Genomic DNA, 18,496 nt, shown 5'->3' with positions numbered 1-18,496 from the left:
TAAAGTTTGCTCAGCCCAACGTTTCGGGCTGAGCCTTTTCTATCCATTGTGTTCGACGCCATTGCCAAGAACCGTGAGATTTTTATGACCATCGCAACAAATAGTGAAAAGCTTATGACTACTGACGCAAAAGCGATCAGCAAGCCAGGCCTACGCGAAAAACGCCGCGTCGACTGGAGAGAGCGCATCTTCCACGGCTTGTTCCTAACGAGTGCTGTAATCGGCATCGTATCATTAGCAGTTATCGCATACTTCATCGTTCGAGAGAGTATCCCAGCATTCCAAGAAGCGGGCGTCTCGGGCATCGTTCTAGGCCAAAACTGGCTACCACCGGCACTGTACGGTGTTGCAACCATGATTGTTGCTTCTATCGTGTCGACAGCCGGCGCTGTTTTAGTCGGTGTTCCAGTTGGTGTCTTAACCGCTATCTTCATCGCTGAAATCGCACCAAAGCGTTTAGCTGACATCATCCGCCCAGCGGTTGAGCTGCTAGCCGGTATTCCTTCGGTGGTTTACGGCTTCTTTGGTCTGGTTATTATCGTTCCATTGATTCAGAACGTATTTGATGTACCAGCAGGTAACACTATCTTGGCCGGTATCATCGTTCTTGGTGTGATGATTCTACCAACGGTAATTACGGTATCTGAAACCTCTATCCGCGCTGTTCCTCGTACTTACAAAGAAGGTTCTTTGGCACTGGGCGCATCGAAAATCTACACCATCTTTAAATTGCTCGTTCCAGCGGCTCGCTCAGGCATCATGACAGGTGTGATTCTGGGTATCGGTCGTGCGTTGGGTGAGACCATGGCGATTATCATGGTAATGGGTAACGCGCCGGCAATGCCAGAAGGCATCCTTGATTCGGCTCGTACGCTAACCGCAAACATCGCTATTGAAATGTCTTACGCAAGTGGTGTTCACGCGAACGCACTTTACGCTACAGGTGTGGTACTTCTGGTCTTCATCATGTCGTTGAACGCTGTACTACTGTACCTAAACCGAGAAAAAGCGAAGTAATCGCTCGTTAAAGGTGACTATTATGGATCGCGCAAAACTGAAAAAAGCACGCCAGTTCAAAGATAATGTCTTTAACGCATTTGTCTGGATCTCGGCAGCACTAACGGTAGGTTTCTTGTTCTGGATTATCTGGTACATCCTATCAAACGGTCTACAACACGTAGATTGGAACTTCATTACTGATAACTACACGCGCACAGGTGAAGAGCACGGTATCTTCCCAATGATTGTGGCGACAATTTACATGGTTATCGCTTCTATCGCAGTGGCAGCACCACTCGGTATCATGACGGCAATCTACTTGACCGAATACGCGAAAGTGGGCAGTCGTTTGGTGAAAATCATCCGATTCTGTACTGAGTCATTGGCGGGTATCCCGTCGATCATCTTCGGTCTGTTTGGTATGACTTTCTTCGTGGCGATTCTTGGCCTTGGTTTCTCGATTCTATCGGGTGCATTGACGCTAAGTATCCTTATCCTGCCAGTTATCATCCGTACAACGGAAGAGGCGTTGATGGCAGTACCACAGACGTACCGTGAAGGCTCATATGGCCTAGGTGCATCTAAGATTTACACTATCTGGCGTTTGATTCTTCCGAGCGCAATGCCAGGTATCTTAACCTCGGTCATTCTAAGTATTGGTCGTGTCATTGGTGAGTCTGCTCCAGTATTCCTGACAGCAGGTATGGTTGCACGTATTCCGGATTCTTTATTGGATTCAGGTCGTACGCTAACCGTTCACCTATACAAACTGACTACCGAACTGTTTACCATTGAAGAATGGAATCAGGCTTACGGTACGGCGACAGTTCTGATTGTTGTTGTTCTACTGATCAACATGTTTACAAAACTGATTGCACGACGTTTTAACACCGCAACTTACTAACAAAACGAATTAAGAACGCACGTTAAAAGACACGAATTCAAGATTTAAGAGATTAAGAAAATGAACAAGTTTGATATTGAAAACCTAGACCTGTTTTACGGTGACAACCAAGCACTGAAATCAATCAACCTGCCTATTCCTGTACGCCAAGTGACGGCGCTTATCGGTCCTTCTGGTTGTGGTAAATCAACACTACTACGTTGTTTGAACCGCATGAATGATCTTATTGAAGGCGTAAAGATCACGGGTAAGCTGTCAATGGATGGTGAAGACATTTACGGCAACATTGACGTTGCTGACCTTCGCATCAAAGTGGGCATGGTATTCCAAAAGCCAAACCCATTCCCGATGAGCATCTACGAGAACGTGGCTTACGGTCTACGCGCTCAAGGCATCAAAGATAAGAAGCACATTGATGAAGTGGTTGAGAGCTCACTTCGCGGCGCAGCGCTTTGGGACGAAGTGAAAGACCGTCTTAAGTCACATGCATTTGGTCTATCTGGTGGTCAGCAGCAACGTCTATGTATCGCACGTACAATCGCGATGGAACCTGATGTGATTCTGATGGATGAACCAACATCGGCACTTGACCCAATTGCAACACACAAAATCGAAGAATTGATGGAAGAACTGAAGAAGAACTACACCATCGTTATCGTGACTCACTCAATGCAACAGGCGCGTCGTATTTCTGACCGCACTGCGTTCTTCCTAATGGGTGAACTGGTTGAGCACGATGATACACAAGTTATCTTCAGCAACCCGCAAGACGACCGTACTCAAGGTTACGTAAACGGTGACTTCGGTTAATCCACACATTTACTGGCATATACACAAATAACTATAAGCGATGGTACTCTTGCCCCTCTTGATGAGGGGCCTTTTTTATTTTTGGGCTTGAAAAACACCAATATTAAGAATGTTCATGTTGATTCATTTTTGCGCATATTTTTGCAGTATGTAATCCGGATGAAACACCTGTCTAAAAATGTTGAAGGGTTCTCGAATGTGAAATTAAGTCCATATTTTTTGCGAATGACTTAACAGCTCAACTTGGATTCCATTGATTGCATATCCACCCCTAAGTAGTTTTTTATCGAGGATAAAAAAGTAGATTAGGTTGGTCAGGTGAGTTTAAAGAGTTTTACAAGAACGGTCTCTTCCACAAGGGATCATAGGTTATTGGCTGAAGCCATATTCGAACATCTAGATCAGCATTTTTCCCCCAGTGCGATAGCGATCTTTGATGATCCGCTGACCAACCCTTCTTGGACGGTTCGATTCTCGCGGGGTGACCTCTTTCCTCTCCAAAATTATCCAGAAGCATTCTGGGATTGGGCTAACCAATTCGATACTTCAGAAAGCATCATTCCTCTGGCCATTAATACTTGCAATTGGAATCATGTCCAAGACCTCGGTGGCGAGAGCTATATCATGATGCTCGACAACACACCGATTAAACGTACCTACCTACTGATCCAAAACGTTCAAGCTCGCAGCGCACACAATATTTATGAAGAAAGCTATGACGCGATGCAACTCTCAGCGGCGCGTTGGCAGTGTGTCCGCGCAGAAAAACACGCCTCGTTAGAAATGAAGCATCGCGATGTGCGAGAAGCGCAGTATGTCGATGAACTTGGGCAACGTGAACGTTTTATTGAAAACATGAAGCTTGTTCAGCAGGTTGCGTTAGATATTTCTAATCCTGATTCTCTGAAAGATCTTTATTTGAAAGCGGTGGAAGCACTCCGAGAGCACCTAGGTTTCGACCGCTCCACGTTAATGTTACTGGACATGAAAAAGCGCAGTTTCAGTGGCACTTATGGAACGAACGAGGATGGCATCACCATTGATGAATTCCACACCCAATATGACCTTCATCAGTTGAGCGAAGAGTACATTGCATCACTGTCCAGTTTGGATCGTAACCTCGTTATTGTAGAGGATGCGCCTATCTATACCGCTGGCAAAGTTGTGGGGCAGGGCTGGAATGCGATGCTGATTTTAAGAGATGGAAATGAGCCATTTGGTTGGTTTGCGCTTGATAACTTTATCCACCGTAAACCCGTCACTGCCTATCAAAAACAGATGCTGGAATCATTCGGTTCGCTTTTCTCTCAAATCTTTATTCGCAAACGCCAAGAACAAAACGTACGTATGCTGCATTCGAGCATGGTTGAGTTATCACGCTGTACAACGGTAAGCGATGTTTGCAAATCTGCCGTGACGTTTGCCATTAAGAATCTAGGTATCGACCGTATGGCGGTGTTTTTGACCGATGAAAATTGCTCTTACATGCAAGGGACTTGGGGAACCGACATTCAAGGCAATGTGGTTGATGAGTCGTATTTTTTTGGGGAAACCCAAGACTTCTCTTTGATTAACTTAGCGAAATCCATGCCCAATGAAGTGGCGTTCGAAGAGTCCGTTCCTATTTACCATGATTGCAATATCGTCGGCTTTGGTTGGGCGGCCATGACAGTGCTGACGTCGAACAGTAGTGGGCCAATTGCGTTCATCGCGGTCGATAACTTGTTAACTCGTGCACCTTTGACCTCTCAACTGCGTGAAGTGATTCGGATGTTTGCTTCTAGCTTGGTTGAAGTCTTGCAGCGTACACAAGCGCAAGAGGCAATCAGAGAGCTCAATGAGAATCTAGAGCTCGAAGTGCAGAACAGAACTAAAGAGTTGGAAGAAGCCAATCGGCAATTGGAAGTCTTGTCTAAGCTCGACCCCTTAACGAGACTGGGTAACCGACGTATGCTAGAACACGTTATGCAAAAGTACTGCTCTCTTGAGCACAACGAAGTGATGTCGTTTGGGTTGATTCTTATCGATATTGACCATTTTGGCCTGTTTAACAATCATTATGGGCACTTAGAAGGCGACATTGCGTTGATGCGTATTGGCAACATTCTCGACCATCATACAAAAAGTGAAGACGAAGTTTTTTGCCGAATTGGCGGGGAAGAGTTTGTTTTGTTGATGATTGGGTCAAACCAAGAAGAGGTCAGGTTGAGAGCTGAATGTATTCGCCAATGCATTGAAGAAGAAGGCATAAGACATTGCCATAACCCAGAAGGAGAATTTCTTACTGTCTCAGTGGGTTACTCGCGTTATCAAGCGCAAGGCAAAGACTTTAATTTTGATCACTTATACCAACTGGCTGATAAAGCACTCTATCTAGCAAAAAACAGTGGTCGAAACTGTGTTCGAACCTGTGAGCTGACAAGTCAAATTGTCGCTTAAAACATCGAGACTGAACGGATAGATACAAAAATGGCAGCTCAATAAGAGCTGCCATTTTCATTAATCACGCCTCGCCTTCGACTAGAGCTTTTCTAGCTGGTGGTTAGGCTTACTCTTCTTCTCTTTAGCGAGTTGTTTGATCTTAGCTAGCAGAGAGTCTGGTTTCCATTCTTGCTGAGTAGCGCTGAAGCGAGCTTGATTCATCACATTCAATTCTTCTTTCACCGCTTCGGATTCACTGTTGAAGTGATGGGTGTTTAAGTAGTCGTTAACCGCTCTTTCAATCTTGGCGTTATCACCTTGTTTGATGATGTTCTCCAAATCTTGCAGAGATGAGCCGTGCGTTGAAGTCTCAACTTTCTCAGGCTTTACGGTTCCGCGCTTTTTCCAAAGTCCAAATGCAATTGCTGATGAGACAAGCCAAAGGGCACCAAACACGAACGTCAGTGTTTTCCAGACTGTATCCACACCACTTTGAACCACAGGTGCTGAGGTTGTCGCTGGTTGTGCTGGCAACGCACTTTCTGGCAGCGTGATTAGGCCGCTGTCACTTTTCTCTACCTTAAGCTTTAACGCTGAAATGTCGGCTTTTCTCGCTTGGTCACGGTTACTGTCCCACCAATTTAGGCTGTAGCCCGGCAGGGTGAGATCCCCGGCTTCTGTGGGAATCAAAACCTGCTTCACTGTCATGGTGACAGTGCCATCACGCGATGTCTCGAACTGAGGTTGTTCAGGATAAACACGCAGTGTACTTGGGTAGACAATACCAATACGAGGTAGATATTCCGCTTGTGTACCACGAGCTCGAATACGAATCGTACGAGTAATTGAAGATCCTTGTTTCACTGTGCTGACAGCATTTGCTGATAGCGGATTGCCTTGCTCATCTTGCCAGCTTTGCGTCAATTCTAAAGCAGAAGCTGGCAGCCAGTTACCTTTAAAGTCTTTAGGAATCGGCTTTACAGTAATCGGCATTTGCTCAGTTTTAGTATTGATTGGCATGATCTTGGTTGAGCCAGTTAGGCTGTCACCATAGATGTAAGACCCCGTCAATTTAGGACCATTTAGCGTGTAGGTGCCAGGTTGCTCAGCTGTAATGCGAAAAGCTTGCTCTACGACCGTCACTTCCAAGCCATCAATGATGCGTTGTGCCTGCTTCATGTCACTGGCTGGCTCAATTTTCATCCCATCAATGCTTGGCGGCACGACTTGTGGGTTATCCAAACGACGAGGGTCGACTTTGATCGCCAACTGCATGCGAAGTGTCGCTGACTGCTGCGGGTACAAAGTATGGCTATCCAAGCTCATGTTGAAGCTAAACAAATCGTCTAGATTCGGCTCACCTTTGTCTTTTGTCACACGCAGCTTGATTGGCTCGGTTTTCATCCCATCAGCAGAAAAGCTTGGTATGGTGACGACGCCTTCTTTCATCGGTGCAATTGAGATGCTCCATTCTGTGCGAACGGTTTTGTGGCCGTTAATGTTGTTACTAGAACGGCCGTAGCGAGGTTGTCCTAAAAAGAAGTCCTGTTTCAATGCATCGAAGTCAATCGCATCTGAGCCAAGCTCGGTATCTGCCATGATCCTTAGGTTGATCACTTCGTTCTTCGCCACCTGAGTTTTGTTTACACTAGCTTGTAGGGTTTGTGCAAAAACCGAAAAGCTAGTCAGTAGGCTGGCCATCAGAACAAAGACCAGTTTTGCGCCTTTTTTCATCATGGACTTACCACTCCTTATTAGATTGTTGTGGACGTTGTTTTTGTTGAGCTTGAAGCTGCATTTGAGCTCGAATCAAGAAACTAGGGTCACGCGCGCTTTCTACCGCTTCTAAGCGACGGAACTCAGGATCGTCCTGAGGCGTTTTCTCTGGCTGAGCTTGAGCCTGCATAGGTTCACCTTTTTGCTCGCCTTGTTTCTCTTCTTCTTGTTTAGCTTTTTGTCGCTCAGCTTTCTGATTTTCTTGTTTATTTTCAGGTTCTTGCTGGTTTTGTGACTGTTGCCCTTGCTCTTGTTTAGCATCACTCTGAGACTTTTGTTGCTGCTGTTGCTGCTGTTGCTGCTGTTGCTGCTGTTGCTGCTGTTGCTGCTGTTGCTTCAGTTTCTCCTCTACAACCGACAGGTTCTTTTTCGCAGCTTCAAAGTCAGGCTTTTCTTGAATTACGTTTTTATAGAGCTCCGCCGCATCCTCAAGCTGTCCGTTCTTAGCAAGTGCGTTTGCCAAGTTGTAACGGCCATCAAGGCTTGGATTATTGGAGAATGCTTCTATCGCACTTTCGTAATCCCCAACTTGGTAGCTTGCTGCGCCTTTCCAGTTAGGATCAGTAAAGGTACTTTGGGCTTTTTCGTATTCACCTTGTTGATAAAGCTGTTCGCCTTGTTGGTTTTGATTCAAGAACGCATTTGCTTCTGCTTTCGGTGTCCAACTCATCGGTAATACGGCCGCGACCAGTACCCAAATCATGCCGCGTCGGAAGAGTAGGGCTGCAGGAATCAACAGCAGAGGTAGCAACCAGAAACCACCGTTCAAGCGAGAGTCGGTTTTTACGTCGTCACTTTGCTTGGCGGCAAGGTTGTTGCTCGCGTTATTGGTAAACGCGGCAATGTTCTCAACATCACGGTTATTGTGTTGAATTGGCACAAATAATCCGCCGGTATCCTTGGCTAACTTCTGTAAGTTTTTCAGGTTAGTCTTCGCTACCACGGTGTTGCCTTGTCGGCTCTTCATTAAAGAACCATCCGGAAGAGCAATTGGTGCGCCAGTTGATGTGCCGATAGCAAGTACTGACACACGAATGTCTTTACCGTTTAATAGCGCTAATGAGCTAGACAATTCAGAGTCATCCAAATCATCTGCCAGCACGACGATGTCACCTTTATTTACACCCGCTTGAGTAAACTGACCAAGCGCGGTTTCAATCGCTGATGGTAAGTTGGATCCTTGATAAGGCATTAACTCAGGAGACAAGTTTTCGATGATGCCAGCGAGTGTGCTGGAATCCGTCGTCAGCGGACTTAACGTATACGCATCGCCTGCGTACGCGACCAAACCTGTTGAGCCTTCTTTCCATTTCGGCAATAAATCCAACGCTTTATAGCGGGTTTGTGACAGCCGATTTGGCTTCACATCCGTTGCGTACATAGAGCGCGACATATCCAGAACTAACACTCGGTTTTGGCTTAGTTCAAAGCTCGGCCGAGTGTTGGATTGCCAACTTGGACCTGCTAGAGCAACACAAGCGATCGCCCATGCTAATCCCCAAATGGCGAAGTAGTGCTTGGTTTTCACTGAATGACCAAGCATTTTGGCTAAATGAGGCGCAATCAATGATGACTTTTTGGTTCTGTATTGGCTGTTAATTGCAAGGACGACAGGAATGACGAGCAAACCCAACAACCAATACGGATTTAGGAAAGTAAACTCAGCCATGTTTTCTCCTTAGAACAAACAGGAACACGGAAAGCACAAGGGCAGCACCTAGTGGGTAAGGGAACCATTCCGACTGAGGACGCCAAGTTTGCGTATCGCTTGAAACTGGTTCTAGTTGATTAATGGTGTCGTAGATCGTTTCAAGTTCTTTAGCATCACGCGCTCGGAAGTACTTACCACCTGTCATCTCTGCAATCTTGGTCAGCGTTTGCTCATCAAGGTCTGAGGCGGTATTGACTTTGCGAGTCATGAAGAAGTCTTTCACCATCATTTCACCTGCGCCCACACCTACGGTGTAGATGGTTGCGTTGTACTTTTTAGCGATTTCAGCGGCTTCAAGCGGATCAAGTACACCAGCAGTATTGCTACCATCACTGAGCAAGATCATCACGCGTTGTGGTGCGTCACTGTCTACAAAGGTTTTGGTGCCTAAGCCTATACCATCACCAATCGCGGTGCGCTGACCAACCAAGCCAATGACGGTTTGATTGATCTGTTGCATCACGGTTTTACGGTCAGCGGTTAGCGGTGTTTGTAGATATGCATGATCACCAAATAGAACCACACCTAATCGGTCGCCTTGGCGTTTTTCTACGAAATCAGATAAGACTCTTTTGACGGCGGTTAGACGGTCTATGTATTCACCGTTGTCATTCATGTCTTCTTTCTGCATAGAGCCAGATAAGTCGACCACTAACATCATGTCACGGTATTTCGGTTGGAACTCAACCGGATCGCCGTACCAAACCGGGCGAGCACAAGCGACAACCAACAGAGCCCATACGCCAATAGACAGGAATTTTTGTACGACCTGTTTTGGTTTGTTGCTGTGTTTGTTGTCTGGCAGGTACGCCAGCTTAATTTCAGCTTGCTGAGTCTCTTCAGGGAAGAACTTATAAATCAGCCAAGGTAGGGGCAGTAACAATAGTGCCCACCACCAGACGAACTCAATGTTCAACCACTGAGAGAGGCCCGAAACGAGAGTTGCCTCAGTCACGAGTTTTTGCCTTTTTCTTTGGTGGCAATGCGGTTTCAATCCAGAAAGCGCAATCATCAATTAAGGCTTGATGCTGTTCTTGACCAGACTTTTGATACAGCGCCGCTTGCCACTGTTGTTGTTTATCGACAAATCGAGTTTCTTTGGTGTAGCTATCAAGAAACTCGTACCAAGCAGAACCTGTTAATGGCGCGATTTCTTCACGAGGGAAGTAACTCAAAGCCGCTTGACGAAGAACCTCTAATGCAGAAGACGGTGTGTGTGGTGTGATCGGGTTGGTCAATAATTTCAATGCGGTCTTCTTAGCAACAAGACGCTTTGTACGCCATCTTAAGTACAGTACGACGATTAAGATGGAGAGAACTACACCGCCCAGAACAGCCCACCATCCCCAAGCAAGTGGGAACCAATCAGGTGCATTCGGTAGGATTAAAGGTTCAAGGTTTAGGCTTTGATTATTCGTTGTCATTATTATTACTACTGCTTGAATGATTTGTATGTTGTTGCTTTGATTTGCTTAACTGCTGAACCAGCGGTAACCCGCTCGACAGACTGTTAAATGGAATTGCCATTGAATGACACTGCTGTTTAATGGCTTGTTGATGCTTAACGAAGTGAGACTCCAATTCTTGACGTTCCCCTTTAGATCCGAAGTTGAACCACTGACTTCGATGGCCATCGGATGCTTTCGCTTGACCTCGGAAGTCAGTTTCGCCTCGCTCAAGAGGATCATAAAACTGCACTGCACGAACGCTGTTGTGTTGCTTTAATCGACGCAATTGAACCAGCTCTTTCTCTTCCACTTGAGCAAAGTCGCTCAGCAGAATGAGTTCACTGCCTTTCGGCGTTAGGTTGTGTAGCGTTTCAATTGCGTTCATGTAAGGCAGCGTACGTGTGCTGTCAGCTTGTTGATTCGTAAGCAATTGGTTGTGAGTATTCACTATCGCGTCAAGGATTCTCAGCCCTTGCTTTTGAAGAGAAGAAGGGCGGAACTCAATACACTGGGAACCATCATCTATCACCGCGCCGATGCGGTCTTTCTTGGCTAATGTCAGCCAAATCAAGACGCTAGCGAAATGCGCCAGTTGAACCGACTTCAATACATATTGCGATCCAAAGTGCATGCTTGGGCTCAAGTCGATGTATAAGATCACCGCTTGCTCTTTGTCTTCAGCAAACAACTTGGTGTGTGCTTTTCCCGTTCGAGCCGTGACTCGCCAATCGATGCTGCGAATGTCATCACCCGCTTGGTATTGGCGCACTTCCATGAAGTCCATACCGCGCCCTTTTTGACGACTGGTATGGTTACCGCTCATTTGAGACCAAATACTCTGGGCTGGTGGCAACCAACGAACCGATTGAGTGCGATATTGAAGCAGCTCTTCAAGGGTTAATGTCACCCCATTCGCATGAGGTGGCAATGCATATGATGCAGACATGTCACCTACCTACGTTATGCGCTACCTACAAGATTAAGAAGCTTGTCGATAACCTGATTTGCTGTAATGCCTTCTGCCTGAGCGTGGTAGCTAAGCAGCAGACGGTGACGTAGCACAGGGTAAGCCATGGCTTGAACATCTTCTGGTGAAACGAAGTCACGACCTGCCAGCCACGCATGAGCACGAGCACAACGGTCAAGGGCGATCGTCGCACGCGGGCTCACACCCATAGATAGCCATTTAGCAAGCTCTGAGTCGTAATCGCTTGGCTGTCGAGTCGCCATCACAAGACGAACGATGTATTGCTCAATCGCATCTGCCATGTGAATGTTGAGCACTTCTTTGCGTGCGGTGAAGATGTCTTCTTGGCTCAAGCTTGGACGTTCAATTGTCGCTTCGCCTTTTGCCTCACCACGGTTGATGCGCAAAATAGCCAACTCGTGTTCCGCATCTGGATAATCCACATCAAGGTGCAACAAGAAACGGTCAAGCTGCGCTTCTGGCAGCGGGTAAGTACCTTCTTGCTCAATTGGGTTTTGAGTTGCCATCACCAAAAATAGCTCTGGGAGTGCGTATGTGTTTCGTCCTGCTGTCACTTGCTTCTCTGCCATTGCTTCAAGCATCGCGGCTTGTACTTTAGCTGGCGCACGGTTGATCTCATCAGCAAGGATCAGTGAGTTAAAAATAGGACCAGACTGGAAGGTAAATTCGCCCGTTTCTGGACGGAAGATATCGGTACCCGTCAAATCGGCTGGCAGTAGGTCTGGTGTGAACTGAATTCGGTGGAAATCACCTTCTACACAATCCGATAGAGATTTCACCGCACGGGTCTTAGCCAATCCTGGAGGACCTTCAACCAAGATATGCCCATCGGCAAGTAGAGCAATAAGTAACTGTTTTACTAGATCATGCTGACCAATGATCTGAGACTCTAAGTAGCTTTGAAGAGTTTCGAAGTTTGTTTTGTGCATTTTTTGGACTCTCTGGTATCCATATGATTCTTGTTTTGAGTATTGGTCACTTTCTCAAGGGGAAAAGTTCCAGTACGTCCGTGTAATTTATCTTTTCAATATTGGGGTATTGCTATGTTTTACAAGGTTCTGACGTAGTCTTCGGTGTATCGGACGCTCTAACCATACGGTAGCTCACAATGCGTGCTTGAGTGTGAGCCAAAAATTGTCATCTTCATCCGCATTTATTGAAACCGTCGCTTCTTCTGTGATGTTGTGGCCAACTTGAGTCACCAATTCAAACAAACGTACTTTTTTGCCTCCAACACTGTAGGTGTATTGAGGCACTAAGTTCACAAACCAGTCACTGCTTACTTGCCAGCGAATGAAGCTATAAAGCGTAATAATGGGTGTGTCGGGAAACAGGCTTTGTCGTGCTCGTTTATCGTCTGTCCAAGTTGAACCATACAAGAGTGCAGGATTAATGCGTAATGTCTCAGTGACAGGAATAACTTGAATCGCCCCAAAAGAAGCACGGTTGATAGGAATTGGGTTGGTATTATTGCGCTGCGCATCGACAAACAAACCTGTCCCTGTTGGTTTATAAATAGAGAAGTGGCGTAAATGCACGGTTTCAAAGTCGTCTTTAAATTGAAGGAAACTGTTATGACCAAATGCGCTATCAGGATGATGGAAACTCAGTTGGCCAATGGCACCGTATCCATTGCTACCAGAACGGAGCCCGACAAATGAACTGAGTGCAGTAGGGTCGTCCAGTTCCGTATTACTTTCAGAGTGAGAGGTTGGTGATGCGTACACTGTTGCGACGAGAAAAACGAACAACAGCAAACACAGTAGCTTAAGAGTCATGGCTACCTCGATATCAGTCTGTATTTGAATTAGGAATGGCAGGGAGGGGGATACCTGCCATAGGAATAAAGCGAGTGGAGTAACTAGCTTTGATTACAAGGGAACATCAGTTCAAAGTTGTTAGTGGTGGTATAGAATGTTCTCGGGTAGTACTCGCGCATCACGGAGGCGATGTCTTTGTCTTGTTGGATATTTTGAATGGCATGCTCGAATTTAGGTGAGGCAAGCATATGACGAATTTGAACGATTGATGCATCTTTATCTACAATCCCATCTCCATCATCAGCCATTGGAAGCCAACCAATACCACATTGAGTAAAAGCATTGCGAGGCCTGTCTGATTTGCGACTTACGGCAATGGTATAGTAACCATCTTTGTCGACGGGGATGCGCTCGTCGTATAGGCAATCGTTGACTTTGGTAACCGCAAAACCTTTGTTCGAACATACCGACCAGTAACGCAATTCACCTCCAGTCATCTGTTTATCGCCATGAAACGTTTTCGGGGTTATTGGAGCTTTTGCGCGCAAAACATACACAGGACCATGTTTACGATTCACTACGGTTCTAATGTAGTTATTGTCTAAGTTTGGATAGAAACCACCTGAACTACGACGCGCCTCAGGATTGATCTTCCCCGTGTAGATGCCAAGCAAGCTCTGACGATCTAACTGAATATGCCAAGTAGAAGGGTTCGTCGCGGGGAATCCTGCTGGCTTATTTGGTTGGGTGACCAGTTTATGATATTTCTCGACAGGTATTCCAAGGGCGTTGAGTTGTGCCTTTAAGGGTTGGGCACTATTCAAAGCTGCGCACGCTTCAGAACCACGCAGCTCTTTACCAGAGGCAAGGGTTAGGATGGGTTTAGGTAAGGATACGTTTGCGGTTCCATCGCTATTTTCGTCTTTGGCGTAAATTCGATAAATCAACACTTGCTGATTCGCAGAAGACTTTGGTGCATGCAGTTGGTCTGATTCTACTCCCTCACGAATTTGTCCTGCGGTGTAATCGTCTTTGGGTTCGTAATCGAGCACATTTACAGCATAGTTTCTGAAAACGCTGTCCCTTTGACTTCCTTCACGAAAAGGGTTCACGTTACTTTGGCTTGGCTTAATCATGTAATCTGGAAGAGATTGAACCGGCCTTCCTCGATCATCATAGCTAATCAGTGACATGTATCGAGCATGGGGAAATTGACCTTCTAGCTTCAGTTTCGCCCCTTTAGGTACGGTAAATGCTGCTCCCCAATATTTTACCGCGGCATCAGGGTAGGCAACGTTAATGTAAGGATCGGCTGAAACTGGCCCATAACGAAAGAAACAAGTTCTTTCTCCGGGAATACCCTCAAAGGTGTCGCTCGCAACAGAAGTTGTCGTCCAAATCGCAATGGTAAAATACATTGCTGTGATGGCGGTCGTACGTATCCATCGGCTTAGAGTTGTTACGCATGGCATTAGCATAATTAAATCCTCGTCCCACAACCTTGTGGTTTTTCTCTGGTATTTTTATTCGATTAATTGTTAGTCTTTATGTAACAATTAATTAACAACGTATCAGAGGTAGGATTCGAACAATGTCTAAAATCTTACAATCTCACTTGAGTCATTCATTGAGCCAAGAAGATCCCACTGTGCTTCCTGACCAAGTACTACATGCAGATCTGACGTTGGCAGAGTTGGATAGAAAGGCAGTGGACGAAATGGTACTCGCAGCTAGAGTCGAGAGTTATAAAGTGCCTACTTTGCTAAACTCAGCCCACACCAAGGTTGATACCATGCGACTTGTTGTGTCCGGTCATATCGAGCTGGTGAGTTGTAATGCAAATGGGGAAGAGGCCTGCATTGCGATTTTAGGTCCAGGAAGTTGGTTGACGTGGCTAGGCTGTTTTGAAGACCAACCAACAAAACATGATTTTTACTCTGCTTCTGATACGCTCACCATCGCTATACCAGTGAAGAAAATGCGCGATATCGCATCGCGTTATCCTCAACTTTATCAAATCGCTATCCATGAAATCAGCGTCCGTTTTAGGCTTTTGATGGAGTGGACCACAGAATCCGTGTTGCTAAAAAATGAGTATCGAGTCGCTAAATTGCTTGCATTGGTTAGTCGATTGAATACGCCTAACGGGCACAACGCTCCTATTTTATACACTCAAGATAAACTAGCTCACCTTTCAAGGTGTTCACGCCAGACATTAAGTCGTTCACTGCAACAGTTGGCTAAACAAGGAATCATCAGCATTGGCTATCGTCGTATCGATATTATTAATGGTGAAAAGTTGGATGATTTTATTCGCTCCGGACTGCCCATTTGATGATGTTAAGTTCTTGATAAAAAGAAAGAAACTCTAGCTTGGTTTGATTTATGTCACACATTTAAGTTTCCATTGCATTTTAATTGCACACATTTGTGAGAAATTTCTCTAGTTTTGTAGGGGAAGGCCGATATAAGTTTCAAGCCGTGCATAGCGAGCTGTTATGCATCCAGTTTTATCCTGTTCAGAATACAGATAACGAGTGATTCTTTTTAAAGGTCCAGATATGTTGAAACTTAACTCCCTGAGTATCAAACAGAAGGTTGTCATCGGTATTACTTTTGCCGTGCTCGCTTCTACCATCATTGTCGGTGTCATGGCACAGCGACACGCACGTGAAGTGCTAAGTCATCGCTTAATCGATATCGAATTACCTGCAATGTTGCAGCAGATCAATACTGAGATTGACCGTGAAGTTGTGCAAATGCAGCAAGCGGCAAAGCAACTTGCCACGAACGAATTCGTCATTGAAGCGCTCTCGACGACAGAACGCAACCCAATGATAGAAGCGCAACTCGTTCAACAGCTTAACAATGTGAAGTCCCAATATCAGTTGAACGACGCTTCCGTAGCAAATCGACAAACGGCTTACTACTGGAACCAAAACGGCTTCTTACGCCAGCTTAATCGTTCGCAAGATGCGTGGTTCTTTGGTTTTACTTCTTCTGGTCAAGACACGTCGGTAAGTGTTTTCCAAGAAGCGAATGGCGACGTGAAAATGTTCACTAACTACCAAGATGTGAATGGCGTATCGATGTCAGGTCTGTCTAAGTCAATGGATGACATGGTGTCGCTATTGAACGGCTTTAAGATTGAAAAAACAGGCTATGTTTTTCTAACCAATAGCAAAGGTGATATCCAGATTCACCGTCAGCAAGGCAAAAACAAAATCTCTATTAGCCAATTGTTTGGACGTGAAGCTTCTCAGCTACTTAACAAAGGTCACTTCAATCTAGTGACAACAGAGTTTGAAGGCCAGGACATGTTCGTGTCTAGTTTGTATGTGCCTTCGATGGATTGGTTTGTTGTTGGTGTTGTACCTGTCGATGAAGTGTTTGCGGATCTTGATGCAACCGCAGAGAAAATGTTGTTCACGACAGCCATCGTGGCGCTGATCTTCATCGCAATGGGCGTTCTTTTAGCAAACAGCATTACTAACCCAATTCGCCAAATTGCAGACCGATTCACTGACCTTGGCGAAGGCGAAGGTGATTTAGCCCAGCGTATTGAAATCAAGGGTAACGATGAAATCGCTCAGCTCTCTAAAGGCTTTAACGGCTTTATTGAGAAGATCCATGCAACCATGAAGGAAGTGTCTCTAACCAGTGGTGCGTTAAGTGAGGCTGCGGATAGTGTATCTAGCAAAGCGACTTCGACTCATGACAACAGCCAAGAACAACGTGACCAAACGATCCAAGTCGTGACAGCAATTAACCAAATGGGTGCGACGATCAGCGAGATTGCTTCAAACGCAGCAACAGCGGCGGATACGGCAAACCAAGCATCTGACAACACGCAGACCGGTCGCCAAGTCGTAACGCAAGCGAAGGAAGTGATTAGTCGTCTTGCTGATGACGTAGAGACGACCAGCATGGTAGTGACGCAACTGGCAACTACAACCAAAGACATTGGCTCTATCTTGGACGTGATTCGTGATATCTCTGAGCAAACTAACTTACTTGCATTGAACGCAGCGATCGAAGCAGCACGCGCAGGTGAGCAAGGGCGAGGCTTTGCAGTGGTAGCGGATGAAGTACGTAACTTAGCGTCACGTACGGCTGATTCGACCGAAGAGATTCAGAAGATGATTAACCAACTTCAAAGTGATGCGCAAGATGCAGTAACTGCAATGGAAGCAGGCAAAGCGGTGACGTTTGAAGGTGTTGCTTCTACTGACGAAGCGGTTGACGTTCTGATGAATATTTCTGAGCGTATTGCGGATATTTCAGATAGAAATACCCAAGTTGCGACAGCGACAGAAGAGCAATCGACAGTAGTTCACACTATCAACCAAAACATTGAAGAAATTAACGCTATCAATGAGATGACAACAGCAACAGCAGAAGAACTGGCTGGCGCAAGCCGAGACCTACAAGAGCTGTCATCTCGCCTAGATAAGATGGTTGGTAGCTTCAAGCTGTAGAGTTGGATAGAATAGGGCTAGTTTACAAGTTTAATGACTCGATATTTTAGGTAAGTACTATGAATGATTTCGAAAAAGAACTAGAACTGATCTCACAAGAAGCTGGTGACGAGCCAGAGGTAAAGCTGCCATCTCTTGAAGAACAACAGGAAATCGTAGCAGAGCTTAAAAAGCTAGAGGCTGAAGGAAAGCTGACACCAGAAATCCTTGAGCAATACTTTGGTAAGTTCAATCAGAAAAGTTCGGTGCCAGTGCACTAATAAAGAGGGAGTTTCATACTCCCTTTTTTAATACCCGCCATTTAACTCATGCCTTGCAATTATTTACTAATCAATAAGTTATTAGTTGTTACTACTTTTTTTCATACTTGACAATGCTGCCGCTCTAACTAAATCTATTGCTTATTTCAATCAAAATAACTAAAGGGCAGCAAACAAGATGGAGCATCAAAATACAAGGAACGTGATCTTAATAACTGAGGACAGTTTACAGTCCTCTTTATTGAAGGATGTGCTCGAAACGAAGCTCAGCATCAACGTAAGTCTAATCGCACCTGAAAAGCTTGCTGCCCAAGCAGAGTTGCAAAATCCCGCCTCAGCAATCGTGTTGGACTACAGTGTGATTACCGATGAAGTGTTCTCTCATTACATGGAATTTAAGAAAGCTACATTTAAAGACACTATTGAGGTCTTGATAAACTGTGACAAGTCTATTTCTACGGAAGAGTTATTTGTATGGCAAACGCTCGCGGGAATATTCTACACATCGGACGACATAAGCACTCTTCAAGTTGGAATTGGTAAAGTATTACAAGGTGACATGTGGTTTAGCCGCAAGTTTTCTCAACAGTACATTACTCATCTACGTAGACACAGCAGACCACTTAATAAGAACGTTCCCGCAATTTTAACTAAAAGAGAACAACAAATAATTACCTTCTTATCAATGGGTGCTTCGAATCAACAGATCGCAGAACAGTTATTTGTGAGTGAAAATACTGTAAAAACACATCTTCATAATATTTTTAAGAAGATTGACGTGAAAAATAGAGTGCAAGCATTAATTTGGGCTAAAGAGAATATGTCTGATCTTTCGATTGCCGTATAATAAATATGGTTATTTCAATCGATTTCATAATCTTTGCGACTTATATCTAATATAATTATCTCGTTCTAAAAAAGTGTTTCTTTTATGAGAAACA

At 45.3% G+C, this 18,496-nt stretch carries 16 protein-coding genes; 8 read left to right on the top strand and 8 right to left on the bottom strand.

Annotated elements, in window-relative coordinates; translation table 11 throughout:
• Positions 1–84: 84 nt before the first annotated feature.
• From pstC to KJB05_RS25750, 4 genes are all read left to right on the top strand, one after another.
• Complete coding sequence (gene pstC / locus KJB05_RS25765) at positions 85–1,017, top strand: phosphate ABC transporter permease subunit PstC (RefSeq protein ID WP_020197853.1); 933 nt, start codon at positions 85–87, stop codon at positions 1,015–1,017.
• A gap of 22 nt (positions 1,018–1,039) precedes the next feature.
• Entirely contained in the window at positions 1,040–1,903 is an 864-nt protein-coding gene (pstA, locus tag KJB05_RS25760) for a phosphate ABC transporter permease PstA (RefSeq protein ID WP_005441059.1), read from the top strand.
• A gap of 60 nt (positions 1,904–1,963) precedes the next feature.
• Positions 1,964–2,713, top strand: a complete 750-nt coding sequence (pstB, locus tag KJB05_RS25755; protein WP_005441058.1) for a phosphate ABC transporter ATP-binding protein PstB — start codon at positions 1,964–1,966, stop codon at positions 2,711–2,713.
• A gap of 372 nt (positions 2,714–3,085) precedes the next feature.
• Positions 3,086–5,152, top strand: coding sequence for a GGDEF domain-containing protein (locus KJB05_RS25750; protein WP_208446386.1), 2,067 nt, complete (start codon positions 3,086–3,088; stop codon positions 5,150–5,152).
• Between the two features lie 81 nt (positions 5,153–5,233).
• Here the strand turns inward: KJB05_RS25750 and KJB05_RS25745 are convergent, their stop codons facing one another.
• From KJB05_RS25745 to KJB05_RS25710, 8 genes are all read right to left on the bottom strand, one after another.
• Positions 5,234–6,871, bottom strand: coding sequence for a BatD family protein (locus KJB05_RS25745; RefSeq protein WP_208446387.1), 1,638 nt, complete (start codon positions 6,869–6,871; stop codon positions 5,234–5,236).
• A gap of 4 nt (positions 6,872–6,875) precedes the next feature.
• The gene (locus KJB05_RS25740; RefSeq protein ID WP_213053119.1) at positions 6,876–8,579 is read right to left on the bottom strand and encodes a VWA domain-containing protein; all 1,704 of its coding nucleotides are present in this window, start codon (positions 8,577–8,579) and stop codon (positions 6,876–6,878) included.
• Positions 8,572–9,576, bottom strand: coding sequence for a VWA domain-containing protein (locus KJB05_RS25735; protein ID WP_208444314.1), 1,005 nt, complete (start codon positions 9,574–9,576; stop codon positions 8,572–8,574). Before KJB05_RS25735 ends, KJB05_RS25740 begins: the two co-directional genes overlap by 8 nt.
• Positions 9,569–10,045, bottom strand: coding sequence for a DUF4381 domain-containing protein (locus KJB05_RS25730; RefSeq protein WP_020197346.1), 477 nt, complete (start codon positions 10,043–10,045; stop codon positions 9,569–9,571). The genes KJB05_RS25735 and KJB05_RS25730 overlap by 8 nt, the downstream gene beginning before the upstream one ends.
• Positions 10,032–11,015 (bottom strand): DUF58 domain-containing protein, encoded by a 984-nt coding sequence (locus KJB05_RS25725; protein WP_208444313.1) that lies wholly within the window; start codon positions 11,013–11,015, stop codon positions 10,032–10,034. The genes KJB05_RS25730 and KJB05_RS25725 overlap by 14 nt, the downstream gene beginning before the upstream one ends.
• Before the next feature lie 14 nt (positions 11,016–11,029).
• Entirely contained in the window at positions 11,030–11,986 is a 957-nt protein-coding gene (locus KJB05_RS25720) for a MoxR family ATPase (RefSeq protein ID WP_005432145.1), read from the bottom strand.
• A gap of 174 nt (positions 11,987–12,160) precedes the next feature.
• Entirely contained in the window at positions 12,161–12,835 is a 675-nt protein-coding gene (locus KJB05_RS25715; protein ID WP_208444312.1) for a hypothetical protein, read from the bottom strand.
• Between the two features lie 83 nt (positions 12,836–12,918).
• The gene (locus KJB05_RS25710; protein WP_208444311.1) at positions 12,919–14,295 is read right to left on the bottom strand and encodes a hypothetical protein; all 1,377 of its coding nucleotides are present in this window, start codon (positions 14,293–14,295) and stop codon (positions 12,919–12,921) included.
• A 113-nt stretch (positions 14,296–14,408) separates the two neighbouring features.
• Here KJB05_RS25710 and KJB05_RS25705 point away from each other — a divergent pair, with 113 nt between their 5' ends.
• The 4 genes from KJB05_RS25705 (at position 14,409) to KJB05_RS25690 (ending at position 18,402) form a co-directional block, all read left to right on the top strand.
• The gene (locus KJB05_RS25705) at positions 14,409–15,152 is read left to right on the top strand and encodes a Crp/Fnr family transcriptional regulator (protein ID WP_208444310.1); all 744 of its coding nucleotides are present in this window, start codon (positions 14,409–14,411) and stop codon (positions 15,150–15,152) included.
• A 226-nt stretch (positions 15,153–15,378) separates the two neighbouring features.
• Positions 15,379–17,295: a methyl-accepting chemotaxis protein gene (locus KJB05_RS25700; protein WP_208444309.1), complete on the top strand. Its 1,917-nt coding sequence runs from the start codon at positions 15,379–15,381 to the stop codon at positions 17,293–17,295.
• A gap of 59 nt (positions 17,296–17,354) precedes the next feature.
• Positions 17,355–17,555 carry a chromosome segregation ATPase gene (locus KJB05_RS25695; RefSeq protein ID WP_009704926.1) on the top strand — a complete coding sequence of 67 codons (201 nt, stop codon included), beginning with the start codon at positions 17,355–17,357 and terminating at the stop codon, positions 17,553–17,555.
• A 178-nt stretch (positions 17,556–17,733) separates the two neighbouring features.
• Positions 17,734–18,402, top strand: coding sequence for a LuxR C-terminal-related transcriptional regulator (locus KJB05_RS25690; protein ID WP_009704925.1), 669 nt, complete (start codon positions 17,734–17,736; stop codon positions 18,400–18,402).
• Positions 18,403–18,496 lie beyond the last annotated feature (94 nt).

Source organism: Vibrio sp. B1ASS3, from assembly GCF_905175355.1.
GTDB classification, from domain to species: Bacteria; Pseudomonadota; Gammaproteobacteria; order Enterobacterales; family Vibrionaceae; genus Vibrio; species Vibrio owensii.
This window is presented reverse-complemented; position numbering and strand designations above follow the sequence as displayed.